The sequence below is a fragment of the Rhodospirillaceae bacterium genome, from assembly GCA_002746255.1.
Classification (GTDB): Bacteria; Pseudomonadota; Alphaproteobacteria.
In genome coordinates this window covers 23,925-44,098 of record NVWO01000007.1, presented here as the reverse complement: position 1 = coordinate 44,098, position 20,174 = coordinate 23,925, and the positions used below count along the sequence as shown (strand labels likewise).

At 57.1% G+C, this 20,174-nt stretch carries 17 protein-coding genes, 2 tRNA genes and 1 pseudogene; 9 read left to right on the top strand and 11 right to left on the bottom strand.

The window, feature by feature from the left end:
* Positions 1 to 21 precede the first annotated feature (21 nt).
* The 4 genes from COA65_05845 to COA65_05830 form a co-directional block, all read right to left on the bottom strand.
* Positions 22 to 2,673: a valine--tRNA ligase gene (locus COA65_05845; protein ID PCJ59581.1), complete on the bottom strand. Its 2,652-nt coding sequence runs from the start codon at positions 2,671 to 2,673 to the stop codon at positions 22 to 24.
* Positions 2,674 to 2,789: 116 nt separating this feature from the next.
* On the bottom strand, positions 2,790 to 3,596 hold the full coding sequence (locus COA65_05840; GenBank protein PCJ59580.1) for a hypothetical protein: 807 nt from the start codon (positions 3,594 to 3,596) through the stop codon (positions 2,790 to 2,792).
* A gap of 133 nt (positions 3,597 to 3,729) precedes the next feature.
* Positions 3,730 to 5,145: a hypothetical protein gene (locus COA65_05835; GenBank protein PCJ59579.1), complete on the bottom strand. Its 1,416-nt coding sequence runs from the start codon at positions 5,143 to 5,145 to the stop codon at positions 3,730 to 3,732.
* 53 nt (positions 5,146 to 5,198) lie between these two features.
* Complete coding sequence (locus COA65_05830) at positions 5,199 to 5,855, bottom strand: protein-L-isoaspartate O-methyltransferase (protein ID PCJ59578.1); 657 nt, start codon at positions 5,853 to 5,855, stop codon at positions 5,199 to 5,201.
* 215 nt (positions 5,856 to 6,070) lie between these two features.
* Between COA65_05830 and COA65_05825 the strand changes: the two genes are divergently transcribed.
* Together COA65_05825 and COA65_05820 are read left to right on the top strand one after the other, a co-directional pair.
* Positions 6,071 to 6,144, top strand: a tRNA-Cys gene (locus COA65_05825).
* A 138-nt stretch (positions 6,145 to 6,282) separates the two neighbouring features.
* A tRNA-Asn gene (locus COA65_05820) sits at positions 6,283 to 6,358 on the top strand.
* Positions 6,359 to 6,696: 338 nt separating this feature from the next.
* Here the strand turns inward: COA65_05820 and COA65_05815 are convergent.
* From COA65_05815 to COA65_05805, 3 genes and pseudogenes are all read right to left on the bottom strand, one after another.
* A pseudogene (locus COA65_05815) lies at positions 6,697 to 7,198 on the bottom strand (type III effector protein).
* A complete protein-coding gene (locus tag COA65_05810; protein ID PCJ59577.1) occupies positions 7,191 to 7,562 on the bottom strand; it encodes a transcriptional regulator in 372 nt (123 codons plus the stop codon). The pseudogene COA65_05815 and the gene COA65_05810 overlap by 8 nt, the downstream one beginning before the upstream one ends.
* A 118-nt stretch (positions 7,563 to 7,680) precedes the next feature.
* Positions 7,681 to 8,367 carry a hypothetical protein gene (locus COA65_05805; protein ID PCJ59576.1) on the bottom strand — a complete coding sequence of 229 codons (687 nt, stop codon included), beginning with the start codon at positions 8,365 to 8,367 and terminating at the stop codon, positions 7,681 to 7,683.
* Positions 8,368 to 8,438: 71 nt separating this feature from the next.
* Here COA65_05805 and COA65_05800 point away from each other — a divergent pair, with 71 nt between their 5' ends.
* From COA65_05800 to COA65_05775, 6 genes are all read left to right on the top strand, one after another.
* A complete protein-coding gene (locus COA65_05800) occupies positions 8,439 to 10,178 on the top strand; it encodes an acetolactate synthase (GenBank protein ID PCJ59575.1) in 1,740 nt (579 codons plus the stop codon).
* Positions 10,179 to 10,297: 119 nt separating this feature from the next.
* Positions 10,298 to 10,993 (top strand): GntR family transcriptional regulator, encoded by a 696-nt coding sequence (locus tag COA65_05795; protein ID PCJ59574.1) that lies wholly within the window; start codon positions 10,298 to 10,300, stop codon positions 10,991 to 10,993.
* Positions 10,994 to 11,005: 12 nt separating this feature from the next.
* Entirely contained in the window at positions 11,006 to 11,422 is a 417-nt protein-coding gene (locus COA65_05790; protein PCJ59573.1) for a methylmalonyl-CoA mutase, read from the top strand.
* A 32-nt stretch (positions 11,423 to 11,454) separates the two neighbouring features.
* Positions 11,455 to 12,888: a phenylacetate--CoA ligase gene (locus tag COA65_05785; protein ID PCJ59572.1), complete on the top strand. Its 1,434-nt coding sequence runs from the start codon at positions 11,455 to 11,457 to the stop codon at positions 12,886 to 12,888.
* On the top strand, positions 12,875 to 13,858 hold the full coding sequence (locus COA65_05780) for a methylmalonyl Co-A mutase-associated GTPase MeaB (protein ID PCJ59571.1): 984 nt from the start codon (positions 12,875 to 12,877) through the stop codon (positions 13,856 to 13,858). The genes COA65_05785 and COA65_05780 overlap by 14 nt, the downstream gene beginning before the upstream one ends.
* A gap of 33 nt (positions 13,859 to 13,891) precedes the next feature.
* Entirely contained in the window at positions 13,892 to 15,562 is a 1,671-nt protein-coding gene (locus tag COA65_05775; GenBank protein ID PCJ59628.1) for a methylmalonyl-CoA mutase, read from the top strand.
* 101 nt (positions 15,563 to 15,663) lie between these two features.
* Here COA65_05775 and COA65_05770 read toward each other — a convergent pair whose 3' ends face one another.
* The 4 genes from COA65_05770 to COA65_05755 form a co-directional block, all read right to left on the bottom strand.
* A complete protein-coding gene (locus tag COA65_05770; protein PCJ59570.1) occupies positions 15,664 to 16,812 on the bottom strand; it encodes an NADP-dependent oxidoreductase in 1,149 nt (382 codons plus the stop codon).
* A 62-nt stretch (positions 16,813 to 16,874) separates the two neighbouring features.
* Positions 16,875 to 17,297 carry a hypothetical protein gene (locus tag COA65_05765; GenBank protein PCJ59569.1) on the bottom strand — a complete coding sequence of 141 codons (423 nt, stop codon included), beginning with the start codon at positions 17,295 to 17,297 and terminating at the stop codon, positions 16,875 to 16,877.
* Positions 17,297 to 18,325, bottom strand: coding sequence for a phosphotransferase family protein (locus tag COA65_05760; GenBank protein ID PCJ59627.1), 1,029 nt, complete (start codon positions 18,323 to 18,325; stop codon positions 17,297 to 17,299). The genes COA65_05765 and COA65_05760 overlap by 1 nt, the downstream gene beginning before the upstream one ends.
* A complete protein-coding gene (locus tag COA65_05755; protein PCJ59568.1) occupies positions 18,325 to 19,524 on the bottom strand; it encodes an acyl-CoA dehydrogenase in 1,200 nt (399 codons plus the stop codon). The genes COA65_05760 and COA65_05755 overlap by 1 nt, the downstream gene beginning before the upstream one ends.
* On the opposite strand from COA65_05755, the gene COA65_05750 reads away from it, so the two are divergent.
* Positions 19,411 to 20,157 carry a hypothetical protein gene (locus COA65_05750; GenBank protein ID PCJ59567.1) on the top strand — a complete coding sequence of 249 codons (747 nt, stop codon included), beginning with the start codon at positions 19,411 to 19,413 and terminating at the stop codon, positions 20,155 to 20,157. The genes COA65_05755 and COA65_05750 overlap by 114 nt on opposite strands.
* The last annotated feature ends 17 nt before the right edge of the window (positions 20,158 to 20,174 follow it).

Below are 20,174 nucleotides of genomic sequence, written 5' to 3'. Positions count from 1 at the left end.
CCCTGATCGTTCCGGCGTATTTTAACGCCGTTCTTGCATTCCCGCGAGCCACTTTCGATTCTCGTCGCATTCATCTTTGGCCCTGTCCCGGCGTGCGCGCTGTTCCGCCACCACTTCTTCCGGGGCCTTCGCAAGAAATTGCGCATTGCCAAGCTTCTTTTCGATCTTGGCGACTTCCTTGTCGAGGCTGCGTATTTCTTCTTCCAAACGCGCCTGCTGTACGGGCACGTTGATGTCATCACCCGGAAAAACATGGCCCGTCGCCTCGTCGAGCACAAAGGGAATGGTGCCTCCTGCCATGTTTTCTTCCTGGCTAAGGCTTTCCAGATTGGCGAGTGTCTTGATGATCGCGTCATGGGTTTTCATGCGTTGCAATGTGGTTTCGTTCGCGTTCTCAACCCCAGCCTTGATTGCCTTTTTCGGCGGCACCTGAAATTTTGAACGGATGATGCGGATTTTCGTAATCAGCCGCACAACCCAATCCATTTCCGCCATCGCGTCTTCGTCGATCAAGCCGGCATCAAAAATCGGCCAGCCGGACGTCATCAGCATCCCGTCCCCTTCGCCGATTTTCTGCCACAATTCCTCGGTGATAAACGGCATGACCGGGTGCAGCAGGTGAAGGATCTGGTTCAGCGCCCAGGCCGTCGTCGCGCGCGTCTCTTTTTTTGCGGCCGCGTCGTCGCCATTCAGGATCGGTTTTGTAAACTCCAGATACCAGTCGCAGAAAGTTCCCCGGACAAAGTGATGCAACACATTGGCCACATCGTTGAAGCGGTAAGCCGCAAGCGCTTGCTCAAGATCGCCCGCCAGTTTGGCAACATGGCCGATGATCCAGCGATTGACCGTAAGCGACGCGGCACCCGGATTAAAATCCGGGTCCGGAATGCATTCCGCCATCTGGCAATAGCGCGCCGCGTTCCAAAGCTTCGTTGCAAAATTTCGCGAGCTTTCAACGCGCGCTTCCGAAAGTTTGATGTCACGCCCCGGCGAAGCAAGAGCCGTCAGCGTGAACCGCAGCGCATCGCAGCCATATTGTTCGATCAGCCCCAGGGGATCGATGATGTTGCCCTTCGACTTCGACATTTTCTGGCCCGAGGCATCGCGGACCAGCGCGTGGATGTAGACGGTGTGGAAAGGCACCTCGCCCATGAAGTGCAGCCCCATCATCATCATGCGTGCCACCCAGAAGAAAATGATGTCGAACCCGGTAACCAGCACGTCCGTCGGATAATAGCGCGCAAGTTCCGGCGTTTCTTCCGGCCAGCCCAGGGTCGAAAACGGCCACAAGGCCGATGAAAACCAGGTGTCCAGCACATCGGGGTCACGGGTGAGTTCGGTTTCCTTGCCGTAATGGATTTTGGCGGCGGCGGCGGCGTCTTCCTCCGATGCCGCAACAAAAATTTCCCCATCCGGTCCGTACCAGGCCGGAATCCGATGCCCCCACCACAGCTGGCGCGAAATGCACCAGGGCTGAATGTTGCGCATCCATTCAAAATAGGTGTTTTCCCAATGTTTCGGCACGAATTGGGTCTTGCGCGTCTCCACAGCCTCAATCGCCGGTTTCGCCAGGGTGGCGGCGTCTACAAACCATTGATCGGTGAGATAAGGCTCAATCACCGCGCCGGAACGATCCCCATGGGGCAGCGCGTGAACATGGTCTTCAATCCGTTCAAGAAGGTCGAGGGATTCCATTTCAGCAATAACTTTTTCGCGCGCCACATAACGGTCAAGACCGCGATAGGCTTCGGGAACATTTTCGTTTAAATGCGCCTTCGCATCAAACACGTTCACCAAAGGAAGGTCATGACGACGACCAACTTCGAAATCGTTGAAGTCGTGGGCCGGGGTGATTTTGACCGCCCCGCTTCCCATCTCCGGGTCCGAATGTTCGTCGGCAACAATCGGAATCAGGCGATCAGAAATCGGCAGACGTACCTTTTTGCCGACAAGGTGCTGATAGCGCGCATCTTCGGGATGCACAGCAACCGCCGTATCGCCAAACATCGTTTCCGGACGCGTGGTTGCAACGACGATATGGCCGGAACCGTCTTCCAGCGGATAACGAAAATGCCACAGATGGCCTTTCGTTTCTTTTTGTACGACTTCAAGGTCAGAGATCGCCGTCAGCAATTCGCAATCCCAATTGACGAGGCGCTTGTCCCGATAAAGAAGGCCGGCCTTGTGAAGTTCGACAAAGACTTTCGTAACGGCTTGCGAGAGGCCCGAATCCAGGGTGAAGCGTTCTTTTTCCCAATCGGGGGACGTCCCCAGACGCCGCAATTGGGTGGTAATCGTCCCGCCGGATTCTTCTTTCCAGTCCCAGACACGTTCAACAAAGGCTTCGCGACCAAGATCGTGGCGCGTGATGCCTTTTTCGGCGAGTTGCCTTTCAACGACCATCTGGGTGGCGATACCTGCGTGATCCATGCCCGGCTGCCAGAGGGCATCTGCCCCCTTCATGCGGTAATAGCGGGTCAGAATGTCCTGGAGCGTATGGTTGAGGGCGTGGCCCATGTGCAGACTGCCGGTCACGTTCGGCGGCGGCATCATGATCGTAAAGGGTGCCGCGTCCGATTTGGTGTCGGCAGCAAAGGCACCGGCATTTTCCCAGGCCTTGTAGCACGGCCCTTCGACCGCTTTGGAATCGTATCTTTTTTCTAGCTCTTTCATGACCGTTTAAAGCGTTTTCTCATCTTTTAAGCAAAGGGAAGACCAGCCACGGAAAGCGTCCTGGCCTCAGGCATCCAAATCATCATCCAAATCACATAAGGGGAGTCACATGGAAGTCAGAGTTCTTCGGCCCGTCGCGCCGTGCGCTCGATTTCTTTTCGCACCAGCTTTTCAGTAATCGAAGGCAAATTCTGGTCGAGCCATTCTTTCAGCATCGGGCGAAGCAGCTCCTTGAGGAGGTCTTCCAGGGTCTTCTCGGTAAGAGAACCAAGTTGAATGCCCGGCCCGTCCTCTTTGATGACCGCCTTCGTAAGCTCCCCAAAGGATTCCGTGGCCGCAGCGGCAGCTGTCTTATCAAGGAGTGAATCACCGCCGGGTTCAGATGCTGTCGGTGACGCCTCAACTTCAACGGGCGCATCCTCGACAGGCGTGGCCTCGGCAGGTGTGCTCTCGGCAGGTGTGCTGCTCTCGGCAGGCGCGTCCGGTTCCGGGTCCTGCATCTCAAGCGCATCCGCATCGACCGCACCTTCCCCTGCCATCGCCTCTTCGGAGGTCGCTTCCGTCTCGCTCGCCTCTGTCGCCATCTCCGCCTCCGGCTTTCTTTCTTCCGCCAGGTCCGTCACGCTGCCGTCTTCCGAAACCATCCGGGTGAGTTCCAGAATGTCCTCGTCTTCATCCCCGGCATCCTCCGCACCGTCAACATCCTTCGGGACCGTCAGGTCATCCGCACCGTCCGCATCCTCCAGAACAGCCGCCTCATCCGATACGTCTGCATCGCCTTCCCCGGTGGCCTTCGTGCCTTCCGCCTCGTCGTCCTCAGAAATAATACGGCGAATGGACGACAGAATCTCCTCCATTGAGGGTTCTCCCTGCCCGTCGCCATCCTCTTCCGAGGAAAGATTGTTTTCCTGACCGTCCGCCATCCGTCCCTGCCCTTTCGCCGTGGCCCGTCATAACCCGTAACGTCTTGGCCGATCACGGCAAAGAATTCGTCAACCCTAAGCCAGTCCCCAAAAAAACGCCAGAATAAGAAGTCGTCCGCAGCCGGGTCCGTTGTTACTCCGAATCGCTGCCAAAGCCAATCCAGCGCCCACGCACATCGTCGTAGTTCTTGTTCATGTCATAGAACGCGACCGGCAAGGCCAGGGCCTCCGCCGTCAGGGCGCCGATCGCCGATTTTAGGCGGAAGGACGCAACAAATTCGTCACGTTCAGCCCGCACCAGAGCCACCTTCGCATCCAGAAGCTCTTGTTCAGCATCCAGCACGTCCAGCACGGTGCGCGATCCGACAAGCGCCTCCTGCTCGACCCCATCCAGGGCGATGGTTGCCGCTTCGGCCTGGGATTTGAGCGAGACGATACCCGCCTGGGCGGTAATCATATCCGACCAGGCGCGGGTAGCCTGCTCGACGGCGCTGCGACGGCTCTCTTCGACCTCGACCCGACGCTGACCGGCAACCTGACGCGCTTCGCGCAGGCGCGAATGTACGGCACCAGCCTGATAAAGTGGCATCGAAACCCGGGCGCTGATTGTTCCCCGTTTTGTGTCATCAACGGTAGAAAACTGTTCCTGCGCCTTGCTGACCTCAGCGTTCAGGGAAACCGTCGGCAGCAATTCGCCTTCAACGATATTGACGGCCTCCGCCGCAGATTTTTCATCGAATTTCGCAGCGATGATCGCCGGAAAAGACATCGCCGCAATGCGCAGCGTCTCGGCCTCGGATTGCGGCAGGTTTCCCAGAGAAGCCGGCGTGACAAGCCGTTCCGGTGCCATGCCAGTTACCCTCTTGAAGGTGGCTCGCGAGGCAGCGAGATTCCCTTCCGCCTGAATTCGGTCCGCGCGCGCGCCAGCCAGCCGCGCTTCGGCCTGGGCAACATCCGTTCGGGTAATTTCGCCGATTTCGAAACGGTCGCCGGCGGCTTCCCGCTGTCGGCGAAGAACCTGTTCGTTGTGGACATTCAACTCGACGACCGCCTGATCGCGCACAACATCCATAAAGGCCGCAGCCGCATCCAGCAGCACTTCTGCCTCGACGAGGCGCAGGCGTGCGCGCTCGGCCTGCACGCGATATTCCGCCTGGCGCGTTTCATAAAAGGTCCGGCCACCACGGAAGATGGGTTGCGAAAGGAGGATGCTCACACTCGAGGGGGAACGAATCTGGGTGCCCGAAGATTGGGCGAATAAATTCCCCTCGACCCGGGATCGTCCTATTTCTGCGTTTGCCGTGATCGTTGGCCGCCAGCCGGCCTGGGCCTGGGGAAGTGCCTCGTCCGTCGCCCGCAGCCTGGCCCTTTGCGCGCGCAAGGTCGGATTGCTCTGATAAGCGGAAACGAGGGATTGTGCGATGCTTTGCGCGCAAGCATCAAAAGCCGAAAACGCCCCACCACCAACCAGAAGGAGAGCGCAAGCCCTTGAGAACCATCGAACCGCCCGGATGCCCAACCCTAATCCCTTTCGCCTGGCGTTTTTCATTCGCGCCACACAAATTGCTATAAATTTACATCTAAATCGTAATATAAATGCGCTTAGAAGACAAAGCCTTCCTTGGCTGCGAATTCCGGCAGCTCGGGCGTCGCTGCGTCGAAGGCGGCGCGGCTGCCAACGCTACTATCCGTCCGCGTCAGGACAGTCGCCTGCCCCACGCCCGCCGGCCCGGTGAGTACGGCAACCAGGCGCCCGCCTTTCTTTAGCTGATTGCGGATCGCTTCTGGAACCTCGGCGATGGCGCCATCGATAAAAATCACGTCAAAAGGTGCCTGACTGGGATAGCCATCGGCCAATGGCCCTTCGACGACGGCCACGTTGTCGCAGCCGAGCTCCAAAAGCAGTTTTGTTGCAAAACCCGCAAAGACGGGATCCGATTCAAGCGCAACAACCGTCCCCGCCAGAGCGGCAATCACGGCTGCCGAATAACCGGTGCTGCAACCAATATCAAGAACGACATCTCCTTGCTGAATTTCGGCAAGTTCCAGAAGACGTGCCAGCACCATCGGTTCCATAATCGAACGGCCCCGGTCCAGAGGCAAATGGGCATCGACATAGGCAACGCCCTCATAGCCTGACGGGACAAAGCGTTCCCGTGGCAATTCGGACATGGCGGCAACGAGGCGCGGGTCCGTCACCTTGTTCGGTCGCAACTGGCAGTCCACCATGTTTCGCCTGGCGGCGGTAAAATCCGTCATTCTATCTCTCGATCAGCCGAATCGGAGGAACCATTTATACGTTCCGGATGGAACAAACACAACGCCGCTTGCAGGAAATCCGCTCCCAGAGCGGATTTCCAAAGGCCTCCCCCTTGCTTGACCGGCCTTCGGTCAGGTCCTATACCTCGACCCCTTCTCGGGAACCGTAAGTGCCGCCAGCTACATACCCTGGCGACCGTCCCCGATCAATAATCGGCGCGGTGGGAGAGTGGTTATCCAGCAGACTGCAAATCTGTGTACGCCGGTTCGAATCCGGCCCGCGCCTCCACTTCCTGCCCCCCATCGTCTGCTTTCCCATCCGACAAGCGCCATTCAACCGTGCGGCGTTCTGGCTGGCCAAGAAGGGGATCGCTCTGCTATATAAGCCCCGGTGGTGCTGGGCGCATTTCCATGCCGGTGCCCGTGATCCCCGGTAGCTCAGTTGGTAGAGCAAGCGGCTGTTAACCGCTGTGTCGTTGGTTCGAGTCCGACTCGGGGAGCCACTTTTCAGACATTTTTTTAAAATCATGTAACTTCGTGGCGCTGGCCATCCCTAGATCGGGATGCCAAAGACGCTGTACTATCAAAAATGGTACGCAGAATATGGCCTTGCCCCAGAAAGCCCGCAAGAGACGGCTGGGTACCAGGAAAGCCGCCAGCCAATGCCGTGGCGCTATTTTGGGACGCCGCGTTTTTAGAAAATACGGGCATAATTGATGCTAGGCATCGGGACACAAGCCGGTCGGTGGTTACCCATAAAGTTCCGGTGCCGGCTTCGGCCGGCCGTCCCCCGCCAAAGCCTCTTTTTGCAGGGACATGCTCCTGCCCCCAAGGTGCTGCCTTATCCTGCCCGCAACTCTGCGAACAGCGTATCCATGATTGCGTAACCGCTGCCCCAACCCTGATCCATGCCAGCCATCATCTTGGTGAAACAGGCGATCTCGGCGTCTGTGGCCTCAATCGGCACCTGAGAGAGGCACACATTTGTTTTGTCGCCCATGTCCTCAAAAGTCACCGTTGTCAGCAGCAACCGGGGCTAATCCGGCATTCTTGGATTCACAACAACAGTCCAATCCGAATCTGTCAAAGAATAATGGTGCCAAACCAGCCTTGAGGGTTGCAAAACGTCCTGAAAAACGACTTTCTGAAAGTTAGAATTGTCCCCCCCACTTCATTTCGTTAAGCCATATGCCACCGGGTTTTAAATCAAATTTATGGATGATCGTTTCTGCGCCGGGGCCATACCAACGCGAGAGCCATTCAGGATCCGTCCAGGCGCGCCAGACCACTTCGCGGGGCGCATCAAACACCCGGTCAAGTACGTATTCGGGTAATTCACTCATGGTCTGTTTCCTTCGCTTTGGCTAGTTTCATCTGCATCAAGACGTCGTCTAATTGATCAAAAGACATCCCCCAAAAAGCTCTAAATTCGGCAAGCCAGTCGACAGCGGTTGCCATCGTTTCAGCTTTCAGCCTCGCCGGGCGGCGCTGTTCGTCAACATCTCGCTCGATCAACCCCGCCTGTTCCAGCACCTTCAGATGCCTTGAAACCGCCGGTTGACTTATTTCAAATGGCGCGGCGATCTCATTGACGGAAGCCTGACCTTTCACAAGCCGTAACAGGATTGCCCGCCGCGTCGGGTCGGCCAGCGCCGAAAAAATGGCGTCGAGACTTGATTCTGCGCTTATATAACCAATTCTTTCCATAAGAAATATGTTATATAAATATTTGATCGCGTCAATGGCCTAAAACATGCGCGCCTCAATGAAATCGATCATTTCAGGGTTTTGGTGGCGAACGCCATGAACCTTCGCGCAGAAACGCCTAAGGGGTTTCCCTGGACCCGGCGGCGGCAGGATGAGCATCCAGCCAGTCCATGGCAAGCCGTTCGGCACGCGCGATCGCATCCGAAGTCATGCCCTCGGCGAAGGTGATAAGATTCTCATCGGCAAACGCCGCGCCGCCCATGGACGCCACTTTTGACCACATATAGGCCTGCACCGGATCCGGGGACACACCGTTGCCATATTTGTACATGAAGCCAAGATTGGACTGGGCGGCGGTGTTGCCCTGCTCGGCCGCCAGCCGCCACCAGCGCACCGCCGTAACCAGATCCTTTTCGACCCCCTCGCCAAAACCATAAAGAAGGCCGAGGTAAAACTGAGCCATCGCGTGGCCGTTCTTGGCCAAGGGTGTGAATTCTTCAAGCGCCTTTTTGAAATCATTCTCCTGATAAGCCACAAGGCCGCCTTCAAAGTCAGCTCTGGCGTTAGCAGAAAAAAGAAGCATAAAAATCAATAGAATAAATGAAGTTCTTACTATGCAACGCAAGGAAAACACCTCTTCAACAGGACAGATTTCGGACAGGCCAACGCCCACAATGGGATCGATATTAGCATCCCTTTGTGGGCGTCTGGCAGGGGATTTTACAGATGGTGGATCGCAAGAGCGGCATACAGACATTGTGATGCGCCAAGCAAACGCGTACACTCCAAAGACTGCATACGACATGCAAAGTGCGTGAAATATTATACTTTTATTTCAAGCAGTTACTGCTTGTCTACAGGTGGAGATATCGCACAATGGCTCAGAATGCAGAGACATCGGAAACGATCGCCGGCCTTATTGCCGAATTCCTTACCGCACGCGGCATCGACCGTGTTTTCGGGCTTTGCGGCGGCCATATCATGCCCATCTGGGACCGGGTCGCCCGCGCCGGCATTCGCATCATTGACGTCCGTGACGAACGTGCCGCCGCCCACATGGCCCATGCCCATGCCGAACTGACAGGCAACATCGCAGTTGTGCTTGCCACCGCCGGACCCGGCGTCACGAACGCGATCACCGGCATCGTCAACGCCGATGTCGCCCGGGCCCCGATCGTCGTCATCTCCGGCGTGCCGCCATGCCCCCAGGAACAGATGGGGGCATTGCAGGATCTTGTGCACACGGATTTGCTTCGCTCCATCACCCGCTACACCCGGACCGTGCGCGAAGCGGCCCATGTCGTGCCCGCCCTTGACGAGGCCTTTGCGCGCGCCAGCGGCGAAGGCAATGTACCAGGCCCGGCCTACATTGATTTTCCGACGGATCTCCTGCGCGCACGCCTGCCCCGGCACCAGGTTTTTGCCGAACATTTGGCACCACGGGCCAAGGTGCAATTGCAGCCCGACCCAAAAACCATCGCCGCGGCGGTCGAAATTCTGTGGAATGCCAAACGACCGCTGGTGATTACCGGGCGTGGCGCACGCGGTGCCGGGCCCGAACTTCGCGCGATGCTTGATGCGCTGGACGCCCTTTACCTCGACACGTCTGAAAGCCGGGGGCTTGTTCCAGACAGCCACCCCGCCGTCGTTTCCTCGCTGCGCGGCCAGGTGATGGAAGAAGCCGATGTCGTCCTGACCATCGGCCGCAAGCTCGATTTTCAGCTTGCTTATGGCTCGCCAGCTATTTTCAAAAACGCCCGCTTCGTCCGCCTTGCCGAACATGCAGAGGAACTTCGCGACAATCGGCGCGGCTGCCCAGAAATCGTCGCCACGCCGGCGCTGGCCCTGAAAGCCATCGTCGCGGCAGCCGGCAATCGCAAGCCCGCCGTAGATAAGAAGTGGGTTCAGGAAATACGCGCAACCCACGCGAAAAAAAGAGAAAAATTTATTAAAAAACTTAGGAAGACGCCCCCCGGAAGCGACGGCCATATCCATCCCAATCGCCTGTTGAGTGTGTTGCAGGAACGGATCGCACCCGATGCCGTCACCATCGCCGATGGCGGCGATATCCTGAGTTTCGCCCGCGTCGCCCTTTCCGCAGGCCCCTATATGGACCCCGGCGCGCTTGGCTGCCTGGGCGTGGGCGTTCCTTTTGGAATCGCCGCCGCCCTCGCCCTTCCCGACCGCCAGGTCATTGTTGTCACCGGCGACGGCGCCTTTGGCTTCAATGCAATCGAGGTCGATACCGCCGTTCGCCACGACGCCAAGGTTGTTTTCGTCATCGCCAACAATGGTGCATGGAACATTGAATGCTTTGACCAGCGCGAAACCTATGACGGCAATATCGTCGGCACGGAACTTCGCTTTTCCGATTATGCCGGTCTTGCGCGTGCGCTTGGCGCCCATGGCGAGCATGTCGAGCGCGAGGAAGATATTGGCGAAGCCTTCGCGCGCTGCCTCGAAAACGCACCCGCCGTCCTTGACGTGCGGGTCACCCGCGAGGCGGTCTCGGGCGATGCCAAGGCCGGCCTTGCCCTGGTGCCGGATTTGCAACCGCTGGAAGCGTGGGACAACGCCGAACGCGACTGGCGGAACCCCCCTAAAAAAAATAGCTAATGCACTGAAAGGCAACACTTTTAATAATAGTTCTTGTGTCGCTGAAAAATTCAAATTACTGAACACTGTATGCAATAATCGGGAGCGGCCACTTGCGTAAACTCCACGTTCAGCCCCACATGATGGAGCAGGTCTACAACACCATCCTGGATGCCATCTGCGATGGCCAGCTAGCCCCCGGTGAGCGGCTTGCTCAGGAAGGCATTGCCGAGCAGCTCAACGTCTCCCGGCAACCGGTTGGCCAGGCGCTGATGCTTTTGAAAAGCCAGGGATTTGTCTGCAAAGCTGGCCGACGCGGGTTGATGGTTGCGCCGCTTGAAGAAGGTTTTGTCCGTTCCCTTTACGAATTTCGCGGCGCCCTCGACCGACTTGCCGCAAGACAGGCCGCTACAAACGCCGCGTCGCGCGACATTGCGCGTGCAAAACGCACCGCGGCCCTGGACCAAAAGACGGCCGCGAACGCATCAATTTCAAAATTGATCGCAACGGACATGGACTTCCACCGGTTGATCTACGAACTTTCCGGCAATGCCATCCTTGCCGATACGATGCAGCCCTATTTGAACCACTTCCGGCGCATCATGAGTGTCGTGCTGCGTATCGATGGCTATAGTAAAAACGTCTGGATGGAGCATGACGCCATTCTTGACGCCATCGCCGAAGGTGATGCGGAAAAAGCCGAGACCCTCGCCGGCGAGCACGCCGAAGCTGCCTCCACGTCTCTACAACGCGAGTTGAACAAACAGACCCATGCCAAGGCCGCCCCTATCGACAAGGTGGTCGACCTTGAGATAAAAAACACATTAGGAAATTAGGGAGTCGTTATTATGAGTAAGAATTCAGACATCATTCGCGTGCTGATCGCGAAAGTCGGGCTGGACGGTCACGACCGCGGCGTCAAAGTCGTGGCACGTGCCCTTCGCGATGCCGGAATGGATGTCATCTATACAGGCCTTCACCGTACGCCGGAGGACGTTGTTCGCGCCGCCGTTCAGGAAGACGTGGACATCCTTGGCGTCAGCATTCTTTCGGGCGCGCATATGACGGTGTTTCCACGCATCATCGAACTGCTGAAAGAAAGCAACGCCGAAGACATCATCGTCACCGGCGGCGGCGTCATTCCAGACGACGAAGTCGAAGAGCTGCATAAAATTGGCGTGAAACAGATTCTGCTGCAGGACACACCCCCGCAAGAAATAATTGAAACGATGCGACGCCTTGTTGCCGAACGCGGCGCACGCTAACAGCTAAAACGGAGACGGGAGGAGAAAGCACGATGGAAAATTGGTCGTTTCCACCAAAATTTGACCCCAATTACCTGCCGGAACCCTCTTCTCCCTACTGGTTTACAAAGCGGGAGACGATGGACCCGGGGGATCGGGAAAAAGCTATTCTCGGGCGCCTGCAGGAAGTCACGCGTTATGCCTATGAAAAATCCCCCTTCTACAAACGGATATGGGACAAAGCTGGCTTTCATCCGGACCACCTGAAGTCCCTTGAGGATTTTGAGGACAAGGTCCCGGTCATCACGAAGAAGGATTTGCGCGCGGCCCAGACCAATGTACCGAGGTTCGGCGATTATCTCTGCATTCCTGAATCGGAAATTCATCACATCCACGGCACGTCCGGAACCACCGGAACGCCCACCGTTTTTGCCATCGGCCGCAACGACTGGGACGCCATTGCCAACGCCCATGCGCGCATCATGTACGGCATGGGCATGCGCCCGGGCGATATGATCTTCGTCGCCGCAATTTTCAGCCTCTACCTGGGTTCCTGGGGTGCGCTGGCCGGTGCAGAACGCCTGCACGCCAAGGCCTTCCCTTTTGGCGCCGGTGCCCCGGGTATGAGCGCACGCGCCGCACAATGGCTCAGCCAGATGAAGCCCGCTGCCTTCTATGGCACCCCGTCCTTTGCCATTCATTTGGCCGAGACCGCCATCAAGGAAGGCTTGGAGCCGAAAGATTTCGGCCTCAAATGCCTGTTCTTCTCGGGCGAACCTGGCGCATCGATCCCGGGTGTGCGTGACCGGATCAAGGAGTTTTATAACGCCGAAGTTTACGATTCCGGTTCCATGGCCGAGATGGCGCCCTGGATGAACTGCGCCGGTTCACAGGGAACGCCGGAAGGCATGCTGTTGTGGCAGGACATCGTCTACACAGAAGTCTGCGACCCATCAAATTTTCGGCGTGTGCCCTATGGTCAGAAGGGAACGCCCGTCTACACCCATCTCGAACGCACCTCACAACCGATGATCCGCCTGCTCTCCGGCGACCTGACCGAGTGGCGCTATGACGGCCCCGCCCCTTGCGGCCGTACCTATCCACACCTTCCAAACGGAATTTTTGGGCGTATCGACGATCAATTCACGGTCCGTGGTGAAAACATCTACCCAAGTGAAATCGACGCCGTCCTGAACAAAGTCGACGGCTATGGCGGGGAACATCGCATCATCATCACGCGCGAAGGAACCATGGACGAATTGCTGGTCCGCGTGGAGGCCGTGAAGGAAACCTACACGAAAGGTGACGACGCCCTGAACGCATTCCAAAGCACGATCAGCAAGGACCTGCAACGGGTGCTTGGTGTCCGTACAAAGGTTGAGATCGTACCGCTGAACTCCATTCCCCGGACAGACTTCAAGGCACGCCGCGTCATCGATGACCGTGCCGTCTTCCAGGACATGCTTAAAAAAAATGACGGAGCCTGACGCCGTGAGAAATATTCCTTCTCTTGACCTGATTGACCGTGTCGTTGCTGCCGATATTGGCGCCATCGCGCGGATGATCACGCGTGCCGAAGCCGGAAAAAACGAATGCCGCCCGGCCCTTGCCGAAATTTACAAACGCACGGGTCGCGCGCATATCGTCGGCATCACCGGCGTGCCCGGCAGCGGCAAATCCACCCTGATGGGCAAGCTGATCGCCATGATCCGCGAAACAGGCCGTAAGGTTGCCGTCGTCGCGATTGACCCTTCCAGCCCGTTTTCCGGCGGGGCCATTCTGGGTGACCGTATCCGCATGAACGAACTTGCCGGGGATAAGGGAATTTTTATTCGCAGCATGGCAACGCGAGGTTCGCTTGGCGGCCTGGCACGTGCCAGCCTGGATGCCGTGGACGTTCTGGACGCCGCCGGCTTCGATATGATCCTGATCGAAACGGTGGGGGTCGGTCAGGATGAGGTGGACATCGTCCAAGCGGCCCACACGACAATCGTCGTTTCCGCCCCCGGCCTTGGCGACGACATTCAGGCGATCAAAGCCGGCATTCTAGAAATTGCCGACATCCACGTCGTCAGCAAATGTGACCGCCCGGATGCAAACCGGACAATCACCGATCTAAAAGGAATGATGACCCTTGGTCTAAGCCTTTCCGGCGCGACCAACTGGCCGGTCCCGGTCATCGCGACAAGCGCCCTGAAGCTTGAGGGTGTTTCGGAACTCCTTAAGGCAATCGACCAGCACTGGGAGTACCTCGGAACGTCCGGAGAGCTCGACAAACAAAAAAAGCGCATCGCCGAACGGCGGATGCTAAAAACGGCCGAGGAAATCCTGCGTGACAAATTTCAGGAACACCGGGATGGGAAAGTCTCGACACTAATCGAACAGATGATGGCTCACGAAACCAATCCATATGCAGCGGCACAAGACCTTCTGGCCGAAATCCGGATGGAGAAATAGGAAATGATTAACGAAAAGCAGGCCCTGGACAACATGGCTCTCGAACGGCTTGAACAGCAATTTGAGAAATGGGAGAAGAAAGAACTCGCCACCTTCCTCAACCGTCAACCGGAGCAGAAGGAACAATTCACCACCTTCGGCAACTTCCCGGTAAAACGCGTCTATACAGCACTCGACGTGGCAGAAACGCCGCTTGAGGACATTGGCCTGCCTGGCCAATATCCCTTCACCCGTGGCCCCTATCCGACCATGTACCGTGGCCGCAACTGGACCATGCGCCAGATTGCAGGTTTCGGCACCGGCGAGGACACGAACAAGCGGTTCAAATACCTGATCGAGCAGGGCCAGACCGGTATCTCTACCGATTTCGATATGCCAACCCTTATGGGATATGACTCAGACCACCCGATGAGCATCGGTGAAGTCGGTCGTGAAGGCGTTGCCGTCGATACCCTGGCCGATATGGAGGCGCTTTACGCCGACATCGACCTTGAAAACATCTCCGTCTCCATGACCATCAATCCTTCGGCGTGGATCATGCTGGCCATGTATTACGCCCTTGGGCAAAAGCGGGGATACGACCCACACAAGCTTTCCGGAACGGTTCAGGCGGATATTCTGAAAGAATATATGGCACAGAAGGAATGGATCTATCCGATCACACCTTCTGTCCGCATCGTCCGCGACTGCATCACCTTCTGCGCCGAGAACATGAAGCGCTTCAATCCGATCAATATTTCCGGCTACCACGTTTCGGAAGCTGGTTCGTCTCCGGTACATGAAGTTGCGTTCACGATGGCGAACACGATTACCTATGTGGAAGAAGTTATAAAAACCGGCCTGGATGTTGACGTATTCGCACCCCGGCTCGCCTTCTTCTTTGTATGCCAGCGTGATTTCTTCGAGGAAATCGCAAAGTTCCGGGCAGCACGTCGGGTCTATGCAAAGATCATGAAAGAACGCTTTGGTGCTAAAAATCCGGCATCCATGCGGCTTCGTTTCCATTGCCAGACGGCCGCAGCGACGTTGACCAAGCCCCAATACAAGGTCAACATCATGCGCACGACCGTTCAGGCCCTTTCCGCCGTCCTTGGCGGCGCGCAGAGCCTGCACACGAACGGCATGGACGAAGCCTTTGCCATCCCGACGGAAGCAGCGATGAAGATCGCCCTTCGCACCCAGCAAGTCATTGCCGAAGAAACGAACGTTACCCAGGTCATCGATCCACTGGGCGGTTCGTATTTCGTCGAACACCTGACGACCGAGTACGAGAAGGAAATCTTCAAGATTCTCGACGAGATTGATGAAAAGGGCGGCACGATCAAGCTGATCGAAGAAGGCTGGTTCCAGCGCCACATCGCCGACTTCGCTTACGAGACGGCGATGAAAAAGGCAAGCGGCGAGTACCCGCTGATCGGGGTAAACAAATTCGTCGAGAAAGACGAAGTCTTCGACGTGGAACTGCATCCCCACGATCACACCACCACGGACCGGCAGATCGCAGGCTTGAAAAAAGTGCGGGACGAACGCGACGAGAACAAGGTTCAGAGCCTGTTGAAAGAGCTCGTCGAAGTCGCCAAGGACCCGGACAAAAACATCATGCCGATCACAGTTAAGCTTGTGAAAGCTGGTGCTTCCATGGGCGATATCGTGGAAACCTTGCGGGAGCTTTGGGGAACCTATCGCGAAACCCCCGTTTTCTAGTCGCGCAAATATGTGAAGGACGCGGTTTTTAAATTGATAAAGAACCGGCCGGGGAGGCATTCCTCCCCGGCCGAAATACAAAAAGAAAAAAAGACCGCCGCCTAGCGACGTTTTGCTTTGGTGACTTTACGTTTTGGCGTGCTGGCTTTGCGTTTTACTTTGGAAGGTTTGCGCGCCGGCGTTGCACGGCCAAGCATCTTCGGCTCTTTTCCAATCTTGACCGTAAGCTTGCCCATGTTCCGCCCATCGTAAAGGCGATTGATAACCTTCGGCGCGTTTTTCAGGCTGCTCACGACCTCGTCGCGGTAGTGGATCTTCCCCGCCTTGAGCCATCGGATTAAGTCCGCCTCCATTTTTCCCCGATCCTTGACGTAATGATCGAGAACGATAAAGCCTTCCATGCGCGCCCGCTTGAACAGCAAATAGCCGTAATTTGATGGCCCCTGGATGCCTTTTTCCAACGTCGTGTATTGGGAAATTGCTCCACAAATAACAACGCGCGCGTGATCGTTGATGTGGGTCAGCGCAATGTTCAGCGTATCGCCGCCAACGTTATCGAAATAGATATCGATGCCTTTCGGGCAGGTCTTGGCGATGGCCTTGTCCAGATTCTGGGTTTTGTAGTTGATCGTCGCGTCAAAGCCGAATTCCTTGCGAAGTATTTTGCATTTTGCATCGGAACCGGCGATGCCGACGACACGGCAGCCCTTGATTTTCGCGATCTGGCCAGCGATGGAGCCCGTCGCCCCCGCAGCGCCGGAGATCAGCACCGTTTCGCCGCGTTTCGGCTGGCCGGTTTTGATGACCCCTACATAGGCTGCCATCCCGGTCGTGCCAAGAACGCTAAGCCCCGTCGAAATGGGCAGACCGGCCTTGACGACGGCCTTCAGGTTCCAGGTATCGACCTTGCCTTTCTCGTTGTAATTGACCCCGTTCGAAATGGCATATTCCTGCCAACCGTCCATCCCCTGGACGATGTCGCCTGGCTTGAATTTTGGATGTTTTGATTCAATGACTTCGCTGACCGTAAAGCCGCGCATCACCTCGCCAAGCCCAACCGGCGGCGTATAGCTGGCAAAGGGGGACGCCCAAAGACGGTTTGCCGGATCCAGGGAAAGGTAAAGGTTGCGGACAAGAAACTGCCCCTTCTTCGGACGTGGAACAGCTGCCTTACGGATTTCGAAATCTTTGCCGCTGAACTTACCGACCGGATTTTGAGCGAGGATAATCTGAAGATTGGTGTTCAACATGACATTCCCCCCTGAAAGAAATTCGCTTTTTATTCTAGAAGAGTGGCCGGGCTAGTCAATTTTTACCGCCAAGGTCTACGCACGTCGTTCTGCTTCCGCAAAGCCTTCGGATTGCTGGTGGCAAGCTTCTCAGCAGTGGTGGCGTGAAGATGCGTGCGCAGGCGCGCACAGGCCGCCTCTGGTTCGTCGAAGGCGCCGGCGCGAATTTGCGCCACCAACTGGCGGTTGAGGGTTTCGACCTTGGCCCGAAGCCCGCCTAAATCTTCGGTTTCAGATAAGGAAACATCGAGAAGTCCTTGAAGACGCTTATATTCTTTTTGAAGAAACGCCGCATCACTTTCAAGGTCGCGGCCAAGGATCGCAAGCGCATTAGCCACCATCAGCGCCACATAGCGCTTCTCACCCGTAATTTCAGGCAGCAGGTCTTGGACAAAGGCGTCGCGCGCCGCTTTTAGAAGTTCCGACGTCGTCGGGCGATCCTGCATCAGGCCTCTTCTCCCCGATCCGCCCGTTCGATAAGGGCAAGAATCTCAAGCTCCATTTCAGCCACAAGCCGACCGGTCAACGCAAGTTCCAGCGAAGGACGCTTGCCACTCAGATGCCGGCCGCATTGTTGAACCGCGATGACCCCCCAACGCAAATGCGCCATGACCTCCCAATAATGAACGGAAGGCGGCACAATCAAAAGGCCGGAGGCCTCTTCATAGGCCCGATAAAAAGCCTCGCGCGAGCCGATCCCGCCTGCCTCGCGGGCATTGGCCCCAAAACGCCAACATTTTGCGCAGAACCAGCCCACATCCTCCATCGGGTCCCCCCAACCGGCGAATTCCCAATCGAGCAGGCCGGTAAGTTTACCCGCTTCGACAAGGTAATTGCCGGTACGGAAGTCGCGGTGGCAAAGAACCACGGCCTGAGCTTCCGGCGCGTGTTGTTCAAGCCAGCGTAAGCCCCATTCAAAAACCGGGTGCGGCTGTGGATGGGCCTCAATTTGGGCCCGCAGGCGACGGACCGCTTCAAGGGCCGGCGACACTTCCGGCAGATCGAGAAACCCAAGCGCTTGGCATGGTGGTGGGCGGATGCCGTGAATGTGCCCAAGTTCGGTGCCGAGGTGCCGCAACAGCCCCTCGCCGTCCAGGTTTTCATCGCGAACCAGGCGGTGGCCGGCAGCAAGGCCAGAAAGGCGTTCCATGATGAAAAAATCCCGCCCGAATACGCTTTTCTCGTTGCACAAAAAAAGCGGCTTCGGCACCAGCACCCCCGCCCCGTGGGCCGTTTCAAGCAGAGCGAATTCCTCGGCCCGGCTATGGCTGTTCGGAATGCCGGCCGGTGCCGTGGCACGCAGCACCCACGCCCGTTTTCCCCGATAGGGTCCGTCGGCAAATTCAACATCAAGGCGCCAGTTTTCCTGAACGGCGCCCCCGGAAAGAGGCTCCAACGCAAGCAGGGCCACCGATTTTGCGCTGGTGGCCTCGGCGATAAAATTCTCCAGGCGGGTGCGCAAACCGGGCTCGATCACTCCCACGACCAGAAATCCGCGCCTTCTTTCAACAAAAAGCGTGCCAAAACCATCTTGTGGACCTCGGACGCGCCATCGACGAGACGCGCCTGTCGGGCATAGCGGTACATCCACTCAAGCGGCATATCCTTTGAATAGCCACGCGCCCCACAAAGCTGCATCGCCGTATCGACCGCCTTGTGCAGGGTATCCGCCACCTGAATCTTGGCCATCGCAACTTCCTTGCGGGCAAAATCGCCCTGATCCAGCTTCCAGGCTGCGTGCAGGGTGAGCAGCCGACCGACGGCGATTTCCTTCGCCGCCTCGCCCATCATCCATTGGACGCCTTCGTGGTCGGCAAGTTTTGTTCCAAAGCTCTCGCGCTCGCAGATGTAGTCGCCGGCAATTTCCAGCGCCCGCTTGGCCATCCCCAGCCAGCGCATGCAGTGCGTCAGCCGTGCCGTGCCAAGGCGGATCTGCGTGACCTTCAGACCGTCACCAATTTCAAGCAGCCGGTTCGCGTCCGGGATCGCAAGGCCGTCAAAGCGAAGTTCGCAATGGCCGCCATGTTCCTCCGGCCCCATGATCGGCGTGCGGCGCGTCACTTCCCAGCCCGGCTGATCACTATCAAAGAGAAAGGCGCTCAAGCCCCGTCTTGGATTGTCCGACGTGCGCGCCACAAGGATAAAATGCCTGGCCCCCATGGCCCCTGTCGTGAACCATTTTTCCCCATGAACGATCCATTCCTTTCCCGTTTTCGTCGCCGTCGTCCGCATGGCGGCCGGGTCCGAGCCTGAACCCGGCATCGGTTCCGTCATCGCAAAGGCGGACCGGACATCGCCATCGATGATCGGTTGCAGCCAACGGTCCTTTTGCGCCTCCGTGCCGACGCGGTTCAGCAAAAGCATATTGCCGTCATCAGGCGCTGCGGCGTTGAAGACGACGGGCCCGAAGATTGATCGCCCCATTTCCTCATAAGCGATCGCCATGCCAACGACGCCAAGGCCCTGGCCGCCACGCGATTTCGGCATTTGCAGCGCCCAGAGGCCTTCGCGTTTTGCCGCCGTGCGCAAGCCCTCCAGCCGTTCGGGTGCGATGTTTTCATGGTCGTCATAGGCACTCGGATCCGATTCAAGGGGCAAAATCCGATCGGCAACAAAGGCGTGGATGCGTTTCTGAAAATCGCGAATTTCCGGAGAAAGCGTGAAATCGACCATGGAACCTGTCTTCATCTACATAAAATGGGTAAGACCATTATGAGAGAGGCTATGCTGCCAAAATACAAAGAAAAAAGGACGCAGGAGAAATTCGTGATCGAAATTTTGCCCAACTGGCACCCAATTTTCGTCCATTTCACAATCGCCCTCTTTGGAACCTCAGGGTTGTTTTTTCTCGCAAGCGCCGCCTTCTCCGGAAAACGCTGGGCCGGATCGCTGCAAATTGCGGCTTACTGGAACCTTTGGCTTGGTGCTTTTTTTACGATCCTTACAATCGGCGCCGGTTTTTATGCCTATGGCACGGTCGCCCATGACGAAGTAAGCCACGGGGCAATGACCAACCATCGAAACTGGGCCGTGCCAACTGCGCTTGTCTGGTGGGGTCTGGCACTGTGGGCCGCATGGATGCATCGGCAAGAACGGCGCGTCGCCCCCGCCTTTCTTGCTGTTCTTGTCGTTGGGCTCGGCATGCTTGCCATCACCGGCTTCAAGGGCGGCAATCTGGTTTTCCGCCACGGCCTTGGGGTCCAGTCCCTACCCACAATCGAGACAAATGACGAAGCCCCCGCCCATACGAACCAGAAGAAAGCCCCCCACAACCAGAGCCATGACGCGGACGGGCACGCGCATTAATCTTACGGCCCCTTCAC